This is a genomic window from Bradyrhizobium sp. URHC0002, from assembly GCF_054059515.1.
Map to the genome: position 1 here is coordinate 2,984,498 of NZ_JBSSCF010000001.1, position 18,322 is coordinate 3,002,819.

Annotated in this window: 16 protein-coding genes and 1 pseudogene; 3 read left to right on the plus strand and 14 right to left on the minus strand. The window is 63.4% G+C overall.

Going from position 1 to position 18,322, the window contains the following annotated elements; all coding sequences use genetic code 11:
* Positions 1 to 514 precede the first annotated feature (514 nt).
* The 3 genes and pseudogenes from ileS to ACVWVY_RS14380 form a co-directional block, all read right to left on the minus strand.
* Positions 515 to 3,499: pseudogene (gene ileS / locus ACVWVY_RS14370) on the minus strand (isoleucine--tRNA ligase); the annotation flags it as partial.
* A gap of 198 nt (positions 3,500 to 3,697) precedes the next feature.
* Complete coding sequence (locus tag ACVWVY_RS14375) at positions 3,698 to 4,249, minus strand: sugar O-acetyltransferase (protein ID WP_456626969.1); 552 nt, start codon at positions 4,247 to 4,249, stop codon at positions 3,698 to 3,700.
* Complete coding sequence (locus tag ACVWVY_RS14380) at positions 4,246 to 5,229, minus strand: bifunctional riboflavin kinase/FAD synthetase (RefSeq protein ID WP_456626970.1); 984 nt, start codon at positions 5,227 to 5,229, stop codon at positions 4,246 to 4,248. The genes ACVWVY_RS14375 and ACVWVY_RS14380 overlap by 4 nt, the downstream gene beginning before the upstream one ends.
* Positions 5,230 to 5,454: 225 nt before the next feature.
* On the opposite strand from ACVWVY_RS14380, the gene ACVWVY_RS14385 reads away from it, so the two are divergent.
* Positions 5,455 to 5,850, plus strand: coding sequence for a response regulator (locus tag ACVWVY_RS14385; protein WP_057835874.1), 396 nt, complete (start codon positions 5,455 to 5,457; stop codon positions 5,848 to 5,850).
* A 133-nt stretch (positions 5,851 to 5,983) separates the two neighbouring features.
* On the opposite strand, the gene ACVWVY_RS14390 is transcribed toward ACVWVY_RS14385, so the two are convergent.
* From ACVWVY_RS14390 to uvrC, 8 genes are all read right to left on the minus strand, one after another.
* Complete coding sequence (locus ACVWVY_RS14390) at positions 5,984 to 6,838, minus strand: TIGR01459 family HAD-type hydrolase (protein ID WP_456626971.1); 855 nt, start codon at positions 6,836 to 6,838, stop codon at positions 5,984 to 5,986.
* Positions 6,839 to 6,853: 15 nt separating this feature from the next.
* Complete coding sequence (locus ACVWVY_RS14395; protein WP_456626972.1) at positions 6,854 to 8,314, minus strand: EAL domain-containing protein; 1,461 nt, start codon at positions 8,312 to 8,314, stop codon at positions 6,854 to 6,856.
* Positions 8,315 to 8,595: 281 nt separating this feature from the next.
* On the minus strand, positions 8,596 to 9,942 hold the full coding sequence (locus ACVWVY_RS14400; protein WP_456626973.1) for an aminotransferase class III-fold pyridoxal phosphate-dependent enzyme: 1,347 nt from the start codon (positions 9,940 to 9,942) through the stop codon (positions 8,596 to 8,598).
* A gap of 106 nt (positions 9,943 to 10,048) precedes the next feature.
* On the minus strand, positions 10,049 to 11,026 hold the full coding sequence (prmB, locus tag ACVWVY_RS14405; protein WP_456626974.1) for a 50S ribosomal protein L3 N(5)-glutamine methyltransferase: 978 nt from the start codon (positions 11,024 to 11,026) through the stop codon (positions 10,049 to 10,051).
* A complete protein-coding gene (locus ACVWVY_RS14410) occupies positions 11,026 to 11,493 on the minus strand; it encodes a molybdenum cofactor biosynthesis protein MoaE (RefSeq protein ID WP_456626975.1) in 468 nt (155 codons plus the stop codon). Before ACVWVY_RS14410 ends, prmB begins: the two co-directional genes overlap by 1 nt.
* Positions 11,494 to 11,501: 8 nt before the next feature.
* Complete coding sequence (gene moaD / locus ACVWVY_RS14415) at positions 11,502 to 11,753, minus strand: molybdopterin converting factor subunit 1 (protein ID WP_456626976.1); 252 nt, start codon at positions 11,751 to 11,753, stop codon at positions 11,502 to 11,504.
* Complete coding sequence (pgsA, locus tag ACVWVY_RS14420) at positions 11,750 to 12,364, minus strand: CDP-diacylglycerol--glycerol-3-phosphate 3-phosphatidyltransferase (RefSeq protein WP_456626977.1); 615 nt, start codon at positions 12,362 to 12,364, stop codon at positions 11,750 to 11,752. The genes moaD and pgsA overlap by 4 nt, the downstream gene beginning before the upstream one ends.
* Positions 12,365 to 12,462: 98 nt before the next feature.
* Entirely contained in the window at positions 12,463 to 14,553 is a 2,091-nt protein-coding gene (uvrC, locus tag ACVWVY_RS14425; protein ID WP_456626978.1) for an excinuclease ABC subunit UvrC, read from the minus strand.
* A gap of 226 nt (positions 14,554 to 14,779) precedes the next feature.
* On the opposite strand from uvrC, the gene ACVWVY_RS14430 reads away from it, so the two are divergent.
* Entirely contained in the window at positions 14,780 to 15,394 is a 615-nt protein-coding gene (locus ACVWVY_RS14430; protein WP_456626979.1) for an outer membrane protein, read from the plus strand.
* Positions 15,395 to 15,571: 177 nt separating this feature from the next.
* Here ACVWVY_RS14430 and ACVWVY_RS14435 read toward each other — a convergent pair whose 3' ends face one another.
* The 3 genes from ACVWVY_RS14435 to ACVWVY_RS14445 form a co-directional block, all read right to left on the minus strand.
* Positions 15,572 to 15,787, minus strand: coding sequence for a cold-shock protein (locus tag ACVWVY_RS14435; RefSeq protein ID WP_291863228.1), 216 nt, complete (start codon positions 15,785 to 15,787; stop codon positions 15,572 to 15,574).
* A 261-nt stretch (positions 15,788 to 16,048) separates the two neighbouring features.
* Complete coding sequence (locus ACVWVY_RS14440) at positions 16,049 to 16,909, minus strand: 23S rRNA (adenine(2030)-N(6))-methyltransferase RlmJ (RefSeq protein WP_456626980.1); 861 nt, start codon at positions 16,907 to 16,909, stop codon at positions 16,049 to 16,051.
* 266 nt (positions 16,910 to 17,175) lie between these two features.
* Complete coding sequence (locus tag ACVWVY_RS14445; RefSeq protein WP_456626981.1) at positions 17,176 to 17,460, minus strand: hypothetical protein; 285 nt, start codon at positions 17,458 to 17,460, stop codon at positions 17,176 to 17,178.
* Between ACVWVY_RS14445 and ACVWVY_RS14450 the strand changes: the two genes are divergently transcribed.
* Positions 17,459 to 18,313: a calcium-binding protein gene (locus tag ACVWVY_RS14450; RefSeq protein ID WP_456626982.1), complete on the plus strand. Its 855-nt coding sequence runs from the start codon at positions 17,459 to 17,461 to the stop codon at positions 18,311 to 18,313. The genes ACVWVY_RS14445 and ACVWVY_RS14450 overlap by 2 nt on opposite strands.
* Positions 18,314 to 18,322 lie beyond the last annotated feature (9 nt).

The window sequence follows — 18,322 nt, forward strand, 5'->3', positions numbered from 1 at the left end:
TCTTTTGCTTCTTTGCCTTGGTCGCTGGCGGCTTCTTTCCCGGCTTGTTGGTGGTTTTCTTCTTTGCCTTCTTGGCCGCCGTCTTTGCAGCCGCCTTCTTAGCCGCCTTCGCTGCCGAAGAAGCTTTTTTGGATTTGGCAGCCTTCTTGGCCTTGGCTTTCTTGGCTATGGGTTTCTTAGCCGCGGCTTTCTTAGTCTTGGCCTTCTTGGCTTTGGCCTTTTTGGCGCTGGGCTTCCTGGCCTCGGTTTCAATGGCCTTCTCGGCTTCGACAGCCTTCTTGGCCGCGGCGACCTTCTTGACCTTTACCGGTCTCTCGGCTTCCTCAGCCTTGGCACTTTCCAGAGTCTTCCTGGCCCTGGTCTTCTTGTCCGGCTTGGCAGCCGTCACGTTTTCCGAAACGGCTTGCTCAGGCGCTTCCTCTAATTGCTGCGCTTGTTCGACGTGTCGCGTCTCGATCAACCCGACAGGCTCGGCGGGCGCTTCGATGGCATCAATCGGCTCCTCGCCTTCGGTAAGCGCCTTCCACTCGCGCAAGGCCTGCGCATCGCGCGGCGAGACGTCGGGATATTCGGCGTCTTCACCGACGGTCGGCAGGATCTTCCACGATCGGGCGCATTTGGTGCCCACGGCCTTCTCGACCACGACGGCGACGCCGGGAACGTCGGGGAGGGTGAACGCGCCGGCCGGCGCGTCGTCGTTGGTCGCCATTGCGTTCGACGTGATGCAGACTTCGGCCAGATCTATGTCGAACAGCGTGTTGAAGATGTTCGTGTCCGACACATAGACCAGCGGCGAGGCCTCCAGCGATGAGCCGATGTTCTTGGCGGCGCGTTCGAGTTCGAGTGCACCGGTCACGACACGGCGGACGTTGCGGATGGTTTCCCATTTCGCGGCGAGCGCATCGTCGCGGAAATTCTCGAACCCTTCCGGGAACAGCGTCAGATGCACCGACGGTTCGGCGTTCGGATTGTGCATCCGCCATGCTTCTTCGGTCGTGAAGCTCAGAACCGGCGCGAGCCAGCGCAGGATCGCATCGCAGATGATGTCGATCGCAGTCAGCGCCGCCTTGCGCGCCGTCGACGACAGCGGGTCGCAATACAGCGCGTCCTTGCGGACGTCGAAATAGAACGCCGACAGTTCGGTGTTCATGAACGCCGAGAGTGTCGCCACCACCGTCTTGTAGTCGAACTCGGCATAAGCCTGGTGCACGATGGCTGCGCGCTTGGCGAGTTCGTGCAGCATCAACCGTTCCAGCTCGGGCATGTCGGCAAGTGCGACCGCGTCGGCCGGATCGAAATGATGCAGCGTGCCGAGCATCCAGCGGATCGAGTTGCGCAGCTTGCGGTAGGTCTCGACGGTGTTTTTCAGGATCTCGGGGCCGATGCGCTGGTCGTCGGCATAGTCGGTCGCGCAAACCCAGAGGCGGAGGATATCCGCGCCCGAATCCTTCATCACCTTCTGCGGCTCGACGGTGTTGCCGAGCGACTTCGACATCTTGCGGCCGTTCTCATCCAGCGTGAAGCCGTGGGTGAGCACCACGTCATACGGCGCGCGGCCGCGGGTGCCGGCGCTTTCCAGCAGCGAGGAATGAAACCAGCCGCGATGCTGGTCCGACCCTTCCAGGTACATCACGGTATCGTCGCCGCCATCGATCTTGCGGACGATGTTGCCGAGATTAGGGAAATTCTGGCGGTCCTCCAGCACGAAGGCATGGGTCGAACCGGAATCGAACCAGACGTCGCAGATATCGTCGACTTTCTTCCATTCCTCGGCCGCGCGTTCCCCAAGAAAGCGCTCGCGTGCGCCGTCCATGTACCAGGCGTCGGCGCCTTCCTCCATGAAAGCTTCGACGATGCGTTGATTGACGATTTCGTCCTGCAGGATCTCGGCGGAGCCGTCGCCCTTCTCGCGCACGAACACGGCGATCGGCACGCCCCAGGCGCGCTGGCGCGAGATCACCCAGTCCGGACGGCCGGCAATCATGCCGTTGATGCGGTTTTGTCCGGCCGGAGGCACCCATTGCGTCACCGAAATCGCATGCAGCGCGCGGGCGCGCAGCGTGTCGCCGGGCTTCGCCTTGCCGTCGACAGCGATGTCCTTGTCCATCGCGATAAACCATTGCGGCGTGTTGCGGAAGATCACCGGCTTCTTCGAGCGCCACGAATGCGGGTATTGATGCTTGAGCCGGCCGCGCGCCAGAAGCTTGCCGGCCTCGACCAGCGCCTTGATCACGGCCTCGTTGGCGTCGCCCTTCTCGCCCTTGTCGTTGATCACACGTTTGCCGACAAAGCCCGGTGCGTGATCGGTATAGGCGCCGTTCTCGTCGACGGTGTAGGGGATGGCGGTGTTGATGCCGCGGGCTTCCAGCTCGCGCGCATGCGCCATCCAGGCGTCGAAGTCCTCGCGGCCGTGGCCCGGTGCGGTATGGACGAAGCCGGTACCGGTGTCGTCGGTGACGTGGTCGCCGGGCAGCAGCGGCACCGTGAATTCGTATCCGCCGCCGAAGCCTCGCAACGGATGGGCGCATTCGACCGCGTCGAGCGTGTCGCCCGGCAGGTCGCGCACCTTCTCATAGGCGGTGACGCGCGCCTGTTTGAATACTTCTGCTGCAAGCGCATCGGCGAGGATCAGCACATCGCCGGTCTTTGCCCAATTGTCAGCGGGCGCATCCGTGACCTTGTAAAGACCATAGGCGATCTTCGGCGAGAACGAGATGGCGCGGTTGCCGGGCAGCGTCCACGGCGTCGTGGTCCAGATTACCACGGAAGCCTCGGCCAGCGCGCCATGCGCCGGCGAGGTGACCGGAAACTTCACCCACACCATGTCGGACGTGTAGTCCTCGTACTCGACTTCGGCTTCGGCCAGCGCAGTCTTCTCGACCACGCTCCACATCACCGGCTTGGAGCCGCGATACAGCGTGCCGTTGGCGGCGAACTTCATCAGCTCGCGCGCGATCTGGGCTTCGGCCGGATAACTCATGGTGGCGTAGGGATGATCCCAGTCGCCGATGATGCCAAGCCGCTTGAACTCCTCGCGCTGGACGTTCAGCCAGTGCGTCGCATAGGCGCGGCATTCTTTTCGGAACGCCACCATCGCGGTGGAGTCGCGGAAGTCCGGCTTCGGCTTGCCCTTGGAGCGGTAGTTTTCTTCCTCGATCTTCCATTCGATCGGCAGGCCATGACAATCCCAGCCCGGCACGTAGTTGGAATCGAAGCCCAGCATCTGCTGGCTCTTGGTCACCACGTCCTTGAGGATCTTGTTCAGGGCGTGGCCGATATGGATGTTGCCGTTGGCGTAGGGCGGCCCGTCATGCAGCACGAATTTGGCGCGGCCGACGGCGTCCTTTCGCAGCTTCTCGTAGAGGTCGATCTCGTTCCAGTATTTGAGGATCTCCGGCTCGCGCTGCGGCAGGCCGGCGCGCATCGGGAATTCCGTCTGCGGCAGGAACAGGGTTTTGGAATAGTCGGCAGCTTCGGACTTTTGCGGATTTTGGGACATGAATGCTCTGGTTGGCTCGAAGACGGCGCGAGAGGCGCTGGGGAATAGCGGGTGAACAGGGAAAATCCCGGTCTTGCGCCGAGCCAAAGCTCAGGCGGAAGCCGGGCCGCTAATGCTGATGGTGCGCCGCGCAAACATGGAGCTTTCCATAGCAGCCAACCGGGAAATCGCAAAGCCCCGGCCGTAGTGAGGACTGGTTCATCTCGGACGGGGCCGGGCCGGGTTTCCGGCAACCGTCTGGCCCACGGCGACGTCGCGCGTGACCACGCTGCCGGCGCCGATCACTGCGTCGTCGCCGATGGTGACGCCGGGCAGGATGATGGCGCCGCCGCCGATCCAGACATCTTTGCCGATCCGCACTGGGCGGCCGAATTCAAGGCCGGTCTTCCGCGTTTCGGCGTCGCGCGGGTGGTCGGCGGCGTAGATTTGCACGGCCGGCCCGATCTGGGTGCCATCGCCAATCACGACCTCGACCACGTCGAGAATGATGCAGTTGAAGTTGAGGAACACGCCGTCGCCGAGACTGATGTTGTAGCCGTAGTCGCAGTGGAAGGGCGGGCGGATGACCGCGTGCTTTCCAACGTGGCCGAGGCGTTCGCGGAGCAAGGCGAGCCGCTCGGATGCGGGCGCCGCCAGCGCCGCATTGTAACGCACCATCCACGCCTTGGCCGCGGCCTGTTCTGCGTGGAGTTCGTGGTCGGGGCGATAGAGTTCGCCCGCGAGCATTTTCTGCTTTTCCGTCTTGGTCAACCGATCACTCCGAGTCTGGGAAAGGCGTCCGGCGCCGCAGCCAGTGCCGCGCGTGCTTTGGCGCTGTCGTCATCCATCTGGCGTATCAACGCTTCGATGGTGTCGAATTTCAGCTCGTCGCGGATGAAACTGATGAAGGCGACGTCGAGCACAGTGCCATAGAGGTCGCCCTTGAAGTCGAACAGGAACACTTCGAGCAGCGGCGCGCCGTTGTCGAAGGTGGGGCGGCGGCCGAAGCTCGCGACCGCATCGAAGCGCACTTGGTCTTTCCCCTGGCCGCGGCCGACCCGCACCGCATAGATGCCGTGCTTGAGGCTGCAATTCTTGTCGAGGCGGATATTGGCGGTGGGGTAGCCGAGATCGCGGCCGCGCTTCTCGCCATGGATCACCTCGCCGCTCACGAACCACGGCCCGCCCAGCATGGCGGTGGCTTCGTCGATCTGGCCCTCGGCGAGCGCCATGCGGATCGCGCTGGAGGACACCGGCCGCTCGTCGATATCGACATGGGCCTGGACATCGACCTCGATGCCGAGCCGCGGCCCCTCGCTGACCAACAGGCTCGGCGAGCCGGAGCGGCCCTTGCCGAAATGAAAGTCGTAGCCGACCGCAATGCCGCTGATGCCGAGGCGCTTGATCAGGTCATGGTGAATGAAATCTTGCGCCGAGGTTCCGGCGCGGGCCTTGTCGAACGTCATCACCACGGCACCGTCCAGTCCCGTTCCGGCCAGCAGCCGCAGCTTGTTGGCTTCGTCGGAGAGACGGAATTGCGGGCTGTTCGGGCTGAAAAAGGTGCGGGGATGCGGCTCGAAGGTGAGGGCAAAAGCCGGCTTGCCCTGGGCGCGGCCCATCCGCAAGGCAGCGTCGATCACGGCGCGGTGCCCCAGATGGACGCCGTCGAAATTGCCCATGGCGACCACGGCCCCGCGGGGGATCTCGGCGGCAGGGGTGGTGTCTCGGATAACGGTAAAACCAGTTGTCATTTCAGGGATTCTGCACGGATTCTTCAGGGATTCTGGGTGAGCGCGGCCGGACCGTGACGCGGTGGCCCCGTCGAAGTCAAGCGGGGCGGGTCGGATCAAAACGGAAGCAATCCGGCGCCGCCCGGTTAACTGGCTGTTTAACGCCTGATGCTAGTGCTGGGGGGAGGACTGCGGGTCGCGCAGGCCTGCCGATAATTTGTGGCGTAAGCATTGAGTGGGGGAAAGATGGCGGTTGATTTGTCCATGCCGGTTCTGGTGGTCGATGACTACAGCACCATGATCCGCATCATCCGAAATCTTCTGAAGCAGCTCGGCTTCGACAATATCGACGATGCTAGCGACGGCTCGGCGGCGCTGAACAAGATGCGCGGCAAGAAATACGGGCTTGTGATCTCCGACTGGAACATGGAGCCGATGACCGGCTACGACCTGCTCAAGGAAGTCCGTGCCGACCCCAATCTGGCCACCACGCCCTTCATCATGATCACGGCGGAATCCAAGACCGAGAACGTGATCGCCGCCAAGAAGGCGGGTGTGAACAACTACATCGTCAAGCCGTTCAATGCGGCGACGCTGAAGACCAAGATCGAGGCGGTCTTCCCGGACATGGCGACGGCGTAAACGCCGGCCGATATTATAGATTCATTTGTCATGCCCGGGCTTTGTCCCGGGCATTTGTGTTTTCAGATGATGAACTTCGACAGGCTTGTGAGCCCGGGTTGGTCGTGACGGTGCCGCTCGCGGCGGCCGTCGGTTACCAGCGCAATTCGCGCATCAGCGCGCGGGGCGGATGACCGAACAGCTCCTTCACTGACGCCGGATCGAGCTGGTCGATGCCCTCGAATTCCTCGGAATGGATGCCGCGGGTGAGGAAAAGACAGTCGATTCCGAAACCGAGCGCGCCGGTGAGGTCGGTCCGCACCGAATCTCCGATCGCCAGCACACGGTCGAGCGAGGTGGGCTTGCCACGACGTTCGGCGGCGAGCGCCATGGCGCGTTCATAGATCGGCCGGTGCGGCTTGCCGTAGAAGATCGCCTCGCCGCCGAGTTCGCGATAGAGCTCCGCAATGGCGCCCGCGCAATAGATCAACCGGTCGCCGCGTTCGACGACGATATCGGGGTTGGCGCAAATCAGCGGCAGCTTGTGCTCGCGCGCCTGCAGCATCATGGCGCGATAGTCTTCCGCGGATTCCGTCTCGTCGTCGAACAGGCCGGTGCAGATGATGTAGTCGGCCTGTTCCAGCGGCGCCATCACGGCGTCGAGCCCGCGATGGATCGAAGAGTCTCGCTCCGGACCGATCCAGAAGATTTTCTTGCCGGGATGGTCGGCGACGAAACTCCGGGTCAGGTCGCCGGAACTGACGATGGCGTCGTAGGTTTCGTCGGCGACGCCGAGCTTGCGCAACTGGCGCTGCACGGAATCGGCCGGTCGCGGCGCGTTGGTGATCAGGATGACGGTGCCGCCGCGCTGGCGATAGGTGTGTAGCGCCTCGCAGGCTTCGGGAAAGGACTCCAGCCCGTTATGCACCACACCCCAGATGTCGGAGAGGATGACCTCCACGCCGGTCACGAGGTCGCTCAGCCTCTCCACAAAACGCAATGAGGTCATGAGTTCGGAAGCCTGTTAGCCGGGTCCCGCGGCACGGCGCACCAGTGCGGCATTGCCGGTCGCCCGCATCGGAGCTTCTGCGGCCGGGCTGGCGATGGGAACGGTGTTGCTGGAGCCATTGGGAGCGCCGGATTCCTTGTTCGCTGTCGCCCCGCCGGTAGCAGATGCTCCCTCGGGCCGCAACGGCCGCGGCGGCGCGAACAGGAAGCCCTGCCCAAACCGTACGTCATAGTCGAGCAGGTCCACCACCGCCCGCTCGCCCTCGATCTTTTCGGCGATCAGGTCGATGCCGAAGCGGCCGAGCAGGTCGGAAAGATCGGAAGGGTGGATGTCCGAAGTCGAACTCTGCCTGGGATCGAGCAACAATGCCGCCGGCACCTTGATGAAACGAACGCCGCGGTCGGCGAGGTCGCGCGGCTCGATCCGCAAGTCGGTGACGTGATCGATCGAGAAGCGGTAACCGCGCTGCGACAAGGCGGCGAGATTCTCGATTTCGGTCGGGCCGAGGTGGCGAAACGCCGCCTGCTTGAATTCGAGCACGAACGACGGCGCCAGCGCCCGATTGGCCTCGAGGAAGTCGAGGCATTGCGCGAAATTGGCGGGATTGCCGAGCGTCGCCGCCGAGACGTTGCAGAACACGCCGACGTCCTTGTTGCGCACCATCAGGCGGCGCAACACCTGGATGCAGCGCAGCATCACCATGTGGTCGATCTTGCCGATCAGCCCGCCGGCTTCGGCGATGGCGATGAAATCGTCGGCGGCGAGAATCTGGTCCTTGTCGTCGCGCAGCCGCGTCACCGCTTCGTAGAAGCGCACCTTGCGCTGCGGCAGCGTCACCATCGGCTGCAGGTAGATGTCGAGCCGGCTTTCGTCGACGGCATTCTTCACCGCGGCAAGCAACTGCGGCTGGCTGCGCGAGGGCGAAGCGGCTTCCGCTGAAGGTGCCGGCTTTGCCGCTGCAACCGGCGCGGGCCTGACGGTGGGCGCCGCTTGCTCCGGAGCGATCGCCGGTTCTTGCGGCGGTTCGGAATGCGGCCTGTCCGACGGGGCGGGAGGCGCGGCCGCCACGCCCGCAGCCAGCAGATCCTCATGGCTCGCCACCGAGATGGCCAGTTGCTTGACCAGCCCGCCGAGCTCGTTGATCTCGCCGAGGACGGCCTGGATTCGGTCGGAGCTTGCCGAGTTCGCCGACACCACCCGGCCCTCGATCGCGGCGAGCCGGCGGCCGAATTCGGCGACCTGGCGGGCGAGGTCGGCGGTGCCGCGGGAAAGATCGGCGATCTGGCCGCCGACGTCGGAGCGGTCGCGCAGCCGCATCGACACGGCGTTGTAGAGGATCAGGAAGGTCAGCGCGGTGAGGGCCACGATCGCGGAATCGGTGCCGCTGAAGCCGGCCACCGCATGCAGGACGAGGCCGAGGGAGGCTGCAACCAGCACCATGCAGATGGCGATGAAAATCGTCGAAATGCGAATCATGTCGCGCGCTACGCCCTCAGGTCCGAACTGTATTCACCCGGGAAAACACGGAAGTTTCAGGCACGGTCCGCCTTGCGCTCCCCGAGCAACGCAACCTTAGCATCAATGTTGATTCGCAGAGCTAGTGTTCTTTTGAAACGGCCGGGAACCGGGAACACGATGCCATTCGGTTGCGTGTCCCGGCCCTTATGCGCAATTGCACATCAGGAGCCGGGGACAGATGTCGAAAGCCAGGACTGAGGAGTTGGGCCCCGGCTCACGGCCGGGGCACAGGGCAACAGCTATGCCGTCGCGCGGATCACCTTGGCGACTTTTTCGACGATCTCGCCGATCTGGTCCTCGGTGATGATCAGCGGCGGGGTCAGGACCAGCGTGTCGCCGGCCACCCGCAGCATCAAATCATTGTCGTGGAAGGCGCTGTCGAGCCCGGCAAAGCCGCGCTTGCCTGGCGCATCCGCAACCGACGCGAGATCGATGCCGGCGGTCAGGCCGACAGTGCGGATATCCACCACGCCAGGCTCCTTCCGCAGCGACATCACCGCGTCGGCGAATTTCGGCTCCAGCTGATAAGCGCGCTCGAACAGCTTTTCGTCGCGGTAGATGTCGAGCGTGGCGAGGCCCGCCGCGCAGGCCAGCGGATGGGCCGAGTAGGTGTAGCCATGGGCCAGTTCGACCACATGTTCCGGGCCGCTCATGAAGGCGTCGTGGATGGTGTCGCGCACCAGCACGCCGCCCAACGGGGCGGCGCCATTGGTGATGCCCTTGGCGAAGGTCAGCATGTCGGGCGTCACGCCATAGCGTTCGGCGGCAAAGGCGAAGCCAAGCCGGCCATAGCCGGTGATGACCTCGTCGAAAATCAGCAGGATGCCGTGCTTCTGGGTGATCTCGCGCAGCCGCTTGAGATAGTCCTTCGGCGCCGGCAGCACGCCGGTCGATCCCGCCATCGGCTCGACGATCACGGCCGCGACGGTGTTGGCGCCGTGCAAATTGACGATGCGCTCGAGCTCGTCGGCGAAATGCGCGCCATAGTCCGGTTCGCCCTTGCTGAAGGCCTGCTTCTCGCGGTCATAGGTCGCCGGCAAATGATCGACGCCGGTCAACAGCGAGCCGAACATCTTTCGGTTGCTGACGATGCCTCCGACGGAGGTGCCGCCAAAACCGACGCCGTGATAGCCGCGTTCACGGCCGATCAGGCGGATGCGGCTGCCCTGGCCGTTGATCTGGTGATAGGCGAGCGCGATCTTGAGCGCGGTGTCGGCCGCTTCCGAACCGGAATTGCAGAAGAACACGTGGTCGAGCCCGGCGGGCGCCAGTTCCGCGATGCGGCTCGCAAGTTCGAAGGCCTGCGGAATGCCGAACTGGAACGGCGGCGCATAGTCGAGCGCCTCGGCCTGCTTGGCGATCGCCGACGAAATCTCGGTGCGGCCGTGGCCGGCATTGGTGCACCACATGCCCGAGGCGCCGTCGATGATCTTGCGGCCGTCGACGGTGAAGTAATGCATGTCCTTGGCGCCGGCGAGCATCCGCGGGTTCTTCTTGAACGCCCGGTTCGCGGTGAACGGCATCCAGTGCGCGGCGAGGTCGTTCGGAACCGCGATGGGGGTGGGACGAGGGCTCTTGTCCAGCATGGGCGGCCTCTTTTCGGTTTGGGGGCGATAGCTATCGCCAAACTATCAGTTTCGCCGCTGTACGGGAACGCCAGCACGCCGTGATATTTCCGCGCAATCGGGGGCTCTAGAGATCGGCGGCGGCGATCCAGAACACTTCGCCCTCGGAATCCGCGGTGTCGAGCCAGAGCAGCGGCAGTTCCGGATAGGCGGCCTCCACTTGCGGACGGCAGCGGCCGATCTCGCATAACAGCCCGCCCTGCGGCGTCAGATGCGCTTCAGCTTCGTCCAGGATGCGGCGGACGATGTCGATCCCGTCCGCGCCGCCGTCGAAGGCGAGTTTCGGCTCGGCGCGGCATTCGCGCGGCAGGTCGGCCATGCCTTCCGCATCGACATAGGGCGGATTGGAAATGATCAGGTCGTAGCGTTTGCCGCCCAGCGGCTTGAACAGATCGCCGCGGTACAGCCTCAAGCGATCCTGCAGGCCGTAGTCTCCGACATTGCGCGTGGCGACCTCGATCGCGCCTTTTGAAATATCCACCGCGTCGATTGCGGCATTCGGAAAATTCCTGCTCGCCAGAATGGCGAGACAGCCCGAGCCGGTGCAGAGGTCGAGCACGTTGCGTATCGATGCCGGGTCGCCGATCAGCGAACCGTCTTCCTCGTCATATCCTTCGTTTTCCTGGCGACCGAAATGCGAGTCCAGCAATTCGCCGATGAACGAGCGCGGCACGATGGTGCGCTCGTCGACATAGAACGGCAGGCCGCGCATGTAGATCTTGTTGACGAGGTAGGCTGTGGGTTTTCGCGTGGTGACGCGCCGCGCAATCAGATCGAGGATCTTTCGACCTTCGGCGGCGGTGACGCGCGCGGTGGCGAACGCCTCGAACTGGTCAGGGTGGAGATGCAGCGCCTCGCAGACCAGGAAGGCGGCCTCGGCGACCGGATCGGTGGTGCCATGGGCAAACACCAACTCGGCCTCGGTGAAGCGGCTGACGGCGTAGCGGACGAAATCGAGCAGCGTCAGCAATTCGCCGGCGCCGATCTTGGGAAGTCTCATTGGGCCAGCGCCGCGCTTCGCCGCCGGTTTTGCGCGTTTGGCCATCAGGGTTTGGTCCAGCGTGCGGCGGCGGCGTCATCATGGTCGCGCGCCTCGACCCAACTGGTGCCTTTCTGGCTTTCTTCGCGCTTCCAGAACGGCGCGTTGGTCTTGAGGTAGTCCATCAGGAAGTCCGCCGCTTCGAAGGCTGCCTGGCGATGCGGCGATGCCGTCACCACCAGCACGATGTTCTGACCCGGCGCGATGCGGCCGAACCGGTGAATGACCGTGAGGCCCTGCAACGGCCAGCGCGACAGCGCCTCGTCGGCATGGCGGGCGATCTCGGCCTCGGCCATGCCGGGATAATGCTCGAGCGTCAGCGCGGCGATCGGTTCGCCGTTCTCGCTGCCGCGGCAGATGCCGCTGAACGAGACGACGGCGCCGATATCGGTGCGCCCTTTGGTAAGAACAGCGATTTCCTGCGCGACGTCGAAATCCGCTTCCTGAATGCGAATGGTCGCGGTGACAGGCATCTGAAAGCTCAACCGCCGGTCATCGGCGGGAAAAATGCAATCTCGCGTGCGCCTGAGATCGCGGCGTCCGGCTTGACATGGGTGTGGTCGATTGCGGCGCGGATTACCTTCGGCTTTTCGAAGGCGTAGGCATAAGCCTCGCTCCGGCTGGACAGCCAGCCGATCAGGTCGTTCACCGTGCGCACGTCGGCCGGCGGCTCGACGGTTTCCTCCGCGACGCCGACCCGCTCGCGTACCCAGGCGAAATATTTCACCCTCATCCCTCATCCTCCTTGATGAGGTGATGGATGCCGGCGCGGAAATAGTCCCAGCCGGTGTAGATCGTGAAGATCGCCGACATCCACAGCAGCGCGATCCCGATCAGGGTGGTCGCGGGCAGAATCTGCTCGCCCGCCTCGCCGGCGATCAGGAAGCCGATCGCGACCAGCTGGATCGTGGTCTTCCATTTCGCCAGCTTGGTCACGGGGACGCTGACCCGCAAGGCCGCGAGGTATTCCCTTAGGCCCGAGACCAGGATTTCGCGGCACAGGATCACGATGGCAGCCCACAGGGTCCAGCCGTGGATCGAGTTGTCGGCCGCCAGCATCAACAGGCAGGACGCCACCAGAAGCTTGTCGGCGATCGGGTCGAGCATCCGGCCAAAAGCGGATTGCTGATCCCAGATTCGCGCATAGTAGCCATCGAGGTAATCGGTCACCCCCGCGGCGATAAAGACGGCCAGCGCCACCCAGCGCAGCCAAAGCGGGCCGTCCAGGATGGACTGGGCGAAAACGCAGCCGACCACCACCGGAATGGCGGCTATTCGGGCGTAGGTCAGGATATTCGGCAGGGACAGGGTTTTGCCCTGTCCCCTGGTTGTTGCGATGTTCATCCGTCTTACCAATACCGCTGGAGCGTGAAGGTCAACTGTGCGGACCTAGATCATCTGTCGCAGGCGACGCCCAAATGACATGCCGACTCGAAGTCCCCCTAACCCGGCTGTGCATGGAAAAACTCGAAAATCTTGCGGGCGCTTTCGGCGCTGACGCCCGGAACCTTGCCGAGGTCCGCGATCGATGCCCGCTCGATCTCCTTCAGCGTTCCGAAGTGGTGCAGCAAGGCACGTTTGCGTGACGGGCCGATGCCCGGGATTTCCTGTAAGCCCGCTTCCCTGATGTCTTTTTTCCGCAGTTTGCGGTGCGAGCCGATCACGAAGCGATGCGCCTCGTCACGCAGCCGCTGGATGAAATACAGCACGGGATCGCGCGGTTCGAGCTTGATGGCTTCGCGGTCCGGCATGAACAGGGTCTCCCGCCCGGCATCGCGGTCCGGGCCTTTTGCCACGGCCATCAGCGAGACCTGGGTCAATCCCAGACCCTCGAAAATCTCCCTGACGGCGTTGAGCTGGCCGCGGCCGCCGTCGATGATGACGAGGTCGGGCCACTGCGGAAACGAATCATCGTCGGCCTTCGCGCCAGGTTTTCCCTGGACGGCGTCGCCCTCCGGCGGTTTCAGGAGCCGCTTGAAGCGCCGTTCCAGCACCTCGCGCATCATCGCGTAGTCGTCGCCGGGCGTCAGTCCCTCGGACTTGATGTTGAATTTGCGGTACTGGTTTTTGATAAAACCATCCGGCCCCGCCACGATCATCGCGCCGACGGCGTTGGTACCCTGGATGTGGCTGTTGTCGTACACCTCGATGCGCTTCGGCACCTGCGGCAGTCCGAGCGTGGTCGCCATGCCCTGCAGCAGGCGGCTCTGGGTTGCGGTATCGCTCAGCTTGCGGCCGAGCGCCTCGCGCGCATTGGTCAGCGCGTGCGCGATCAGCTCTTTCTTTTCGCCGCGCTTCGGCGTCGAGACTTCCACCTTGAAGCCGGCCTTGACCGAGAGCGCATCGGCCAGCAACTGGCATTCCTCGATTTCGTGCGACAGCAAAATGAGTCTCGGCGGCGGCTTGTCGTCGTAGAATTGCGCGAGGAACGAGGCCAGCACTTCTTCCGGCGTGAATGACTTCTCGGCCTTCGGGAAATAGGCGCGGTTGCCCCAGTTCTGGCCGGTGCGGAAGAAGAACACTTCGACGCAGGAATAGCCGCCCTCCTGATGGATGGCGAACACGTCGGCTTCTTCCACCGTGCGTGGATTGATGCCTTGCTGCGACTGGATCGCTGACAGCGCGGCGAGGCGATCACGATACAGCGCAGCGGTCTCGAATTCGAGCTCGGTGGATGCCTTTTCCATCTCGCCGGCGAGCAGCGACTTCACGGCATGGCTGCGGCCGGACAGGAAGTCGTTCGCCTCGCGCACCAGTTCGGAATAGCCGGGGAAGTCGATCTCGCGGGTGCAGGGGCCCGAGCAGCGGCGGATCTGGTAGAGCAGGCAGGGGCGGGTGCGGCTCTCGAAAAAGCCGTCGGTGCAGGAGCGGATCAGGAACGCGCGCTGCAGCGCCGTGATGGTGCGGTTGACGGCGCCGGCGGATGCGAACGGCCCGAAATATCGTCCGGGCCTGGATTGCGCGCCGCGATGTTTGAGGATCTGCGGCGCCCAATGGTCGCCTGATATCAGGATGTAGGGAAACGACTTGTCGTCGCGCAGTTGCACGTTGAAGCGCGGCCGTAGCTGCTTGATCAGGTTGGCTTCCAGCAGCAGCGCTTCAGTCTCGGTCGTGGTGGAGACGATCTCGACCGTCATTGTCGCCGCGATCATTCGCAGGATGCGCGCCGGCAGCGGCGCGTTGACGCGGGCGTAGGAGGAGAGCCGCTTGCGAACGTTTTTCGCCTTGCCGACATACAGCACGTCACTGGCGGCATTGAGCATGCGGTAGACGCCGGGAGAGGTCGGCGCCAGCCGCACCGCGTTTTCGATGGCCGCATGGCCGACCGCCAGCGGGCCCTCGGCAATCGCCCCGGCAGCTTCCTCACCAGCGTCCTCAGCGGCTTCCGGCAGGCGCGCCTCGTCGTCCTCCTCGGCGGCGGATGTCGCGGGGTCGACGTCGGCGGCGATCAGGTCCTGCGGTGGCAGATCCGGCTGGGAACCCCGCCGCGCCTTGCGCGGGGGCTCCGGATGGTCGGTAGAATCGTGATCCATGGGGCCTAAATTAAGCGCTGCCGGGCGGCATCGCCAGCGCTCGCGGTGCTCCCTGCCGGGGAAAGGCGCCGGTAACGCATTATTAAGAATGATGAGCGGGCGGTAACCCGGCTTAACAACCCTTTAACTTAAAACTCTCGATAAATCTTATCGGAAAAGTTGGAGTTCCGTAACCAAACCGGCGTCTCGCCCGGCTTGGTCGCGGCGGTTGCGTGGAGTTTGCGTGATGAGCAGGTTCGTGTCGGGCGCGCTGGCGTTGATCGCCGCAGGCTTGACCACGTCGGCGCACGCCGCCGACCTCCGCCCGATGACCTATACCGGCAACCAGCTGTTCGACGGCTTTAGCTGGGCCCGTCCCTATCTCGGCGTCAACCTCGGCTATGCTTGGGGCTCGGTCGCCAACAATCCGGCCAAGCCGTCCGGTTTCGTGGGGGGTGTCCAGGCAGGCTACAATTGGCAGAGCGGAGCCTTTGTCTTCGGTGTCGAAGGCGACATCCAGGCGACGGGCGCTGAAGAAACCTTCGCCCCGTGGAAATTTTCCAACCCCTGGTTCGGTACGGTTCGCGGCCGTGCCGGCTATGCGTTCAACAATATCCTGTTCTTCGGCACCGGCGGTCTCGCCTTCGGCGAACTGCGCGCCACCACCTTCGGCGTGTCGGAATCCCATACCAATGCGGGCTGGACGCTCGGCGCTGGCGCCGAGGTGGGCTTCGCCTCGAACTGGAGCGCCAAGGTCGAATACCTCTATGTCGATCTGGCCAACAGCAACTTCGTCATTACAGGTGCGTCAAACGGCTATCGGTTCGGCTTGATCCGGGCCGGCGTGAACTATCGCTTCTAAGAACAAAAAAACTGCGGGCTACCACCTCCCGGCGGCAGTAAGTCGCCGGGATTTTTTTGCCTTCGGGCCGGGGTTATGCGCGGCGCGCCGCAAGCCGCAACGCTCTGGGCGGCGATGCCGTGCCCAGCACAATCTTCGCAGCCCAAAATTCAGTCCGCGTCCAACGAAAGCGTTGGTTTACGATGAAATCACCAGGTTGACCGCCTTGGGGCCTTTGCCCTTCTTGTCCGGTTCAACCTCGAACGCAATGCGCTGTCCTTCTGTCAGATCCTTCAATCCGGCCCGCTCGACGGCGGTAATGTGAACGAACACATCGCGACCGCCATCATCGGGCTTGATGAAGCCGTAGCCGCGTTCTCCATTGAAGAACTTGACTATTCCAGTCATGGCCATCGGGAAACTCCTCCCCCGTATTGCTCTGCCGCTACGCGCAACCCGCGTATCGGCCGACCGGACATTCGCTGCCGGAAGCTTGGCCACCTGGCCGATCGGGCTAATGCTGCCGATCGACCCGGATTTTATTCGGCCTTGATCACTCCGCCGCAACCATTCGCGGAAGCGGAACGTAAAGCCAGTCCCAAAACGTCCTGAGCATAATACGGTTTCGCGTAAATTGCCTACGGCACAATCGCACTTTTCGGGAGTAGTACCTCTTCAGGGTTTGGGGGTCTCGAGCCTGAACCGGCCGGCCCCGCCCTGGCCGAGCGGTTTTTCGAGTTCGGGTAAAATTGTCTTCAACTCACCCGCCAGCGTCCACGGCGGATTGACGATCAGGAGGCCGGTGGAGGTGAGGGGGCCGCCCGCTGCCTGGGGCGCGGCGCTGAATTCGAGCCGCAGGCATTTCCCGGCCGGCTTGCTGGCGGCGGTAGCGCCCGCGACAAGCCGCGCCAGGGTGTCGGTAGCCCTCCGGCTCTTCACGGGATACCAGATCAGGTAGCTCCCCGTTGGCCATTTCGCACAGGCTTCGGCGAACCCGTCGGCCAGCTTCTCGAATTCGTCCTTTTGCTCGAAAGAAGGGTCGATCAGCACCAGGCCGCGCCGCTCGTTGGGCGGCACGAAGGCCGGCAACGCGGTCCAGCCGTCGAGATCCACCACCCGCGCCTGGCTGTCGCGGCGCAGCGCATCGATCAGCTGCTTGCGGGCGCCGTGCTCGATTTCGCAGGCCGTGAGACGGTCCTGCGGCCGCAGCAGCGCGCGGGCGATCAGGGGCGATCCGGGATAGGCCTCAAGCTTGCCCGGCGCATTGAATGCCCTGACGATATCGAGATAGGGAGTCAGCAGCGGCAGCGCGTTTTCCGAAAATCGCGCCTGCATCACCCGCGCAATGCCGGTCAGCCATTCGCCGCCGCGGCGCGCCTCTTCACCTGTGAGATCGTAGCGGCCGGCGCCGGCATGGGTGTCGATGACGCGAAACGGAGCCTGCTTTTCCTGCAGATAGGTCAGCATGCGCACGAGCACGATGTGCTTGATGACATCGGCAAAGCCGCCGGCGTGGAAGGCGTGTCGGTAGTTCATGGGGGAGGGGTTACGACATCGGGGCGCGGAAAGTAACCCACATCGTCGCAGATGCGAGCGGCGGATGACGTATCGAGTTGGCGCGATGTCCGTCTCATCGCGAGATGATTTGACCGGCCATCCGTAGAGGCGACCAAAACCAATTGCATTCAGCATTGTTGCAAATGCAACCCACCCGCTAACGTTCTATTTAAGGGTGTATGGGTATTTAGGTGTGCGCCTGGAGCAGTTGAAAGGAAGTGAATCATGAGTGTGATTGCCGCTGCCTATTCGTACACCTCCTTGTCGATTTCGCAGACCGGCACCGCGGCAGCGGATGCGGGCACCAAGGGCAGCACGGCAAGCGTATACAGCCGGACATCGTCATCGGCGCCGGATGCCCCGGTCACCACGGTCAGCATCTCGCACCACGCCAAGTTGTTGCTGGCGCGGGCGTCGGCAGAACAATCCGTCGTCGACCAGTTGCAGGCACAGCTCGATGCCTTTAGCTCCGGCGGGTCGGCGGCGGCGCTTGGCGGCGGTGACGCCAGCGGCGGATTGTCGGTCGGCATGGATCTGTTCGAGATTATCAGCGGGGCCGGTGACGACAGCATCCGGGTTCACGCCAGCAACGCCACGGTCGATTCCGGCGCGGGCAACGATGTGATTATGGTCGATGGCCAGGCCAACGTCGTCGCCGGCGAGGGTGACGACTTCGTCCGCACCTATGACCATTCGACCGTGGATGGCGGCGCCGGCGACGATCACATCCTCACGTACGATTATTCAACGGCCACCGGCGGTGACGGCAATGATTACATCAGCACCTATGCGTATTCGAACGCTTCGGGTGGTAACGGCAACGACATACTCACAGCCTACGACCATTCCACCCTTGACGGCGGCGCCGGCGAAGACAGCCTCCGCGCCTACGATCACGCCAACCTGAGCGGCGGCGCGGGCAATGATAATATCAGCGCCTATGACTATGCGGTTGTCGACGCCGGTACCGGTAACGACAGCGTGCACACATACTCATATGCGACGGTCTCAGCCGGCGACGGCGATGACAACGTGCGGACCAATGATTATTCCGTCGTCGATGGTGGCGCGGGCAACGATGGGATCTGGGTCGGCGGATCTTCGACCGTGACGGGCGGCGCCGGCGACGATCACATCAATGTATCGGGTGATAATTCCACGATCAATTTTGCCAAGGGTGACGGCAACGATCTCGTTCGGATCGACAACGGCAGCGACAGCGTCGATTTCGCGATCAGTGGTTATTCGCTGAATGATGTTATCGTCACCCAGCAGTTCGGCAGGACCACTGTAAACTTCAAGGGCTCGAACGATTCCATTGCTTTCAATGGATCGGCACGACTGAGCTTCGCCGATCACACCAGTGTGGATATCAGCGCCTGACGCAGCTTT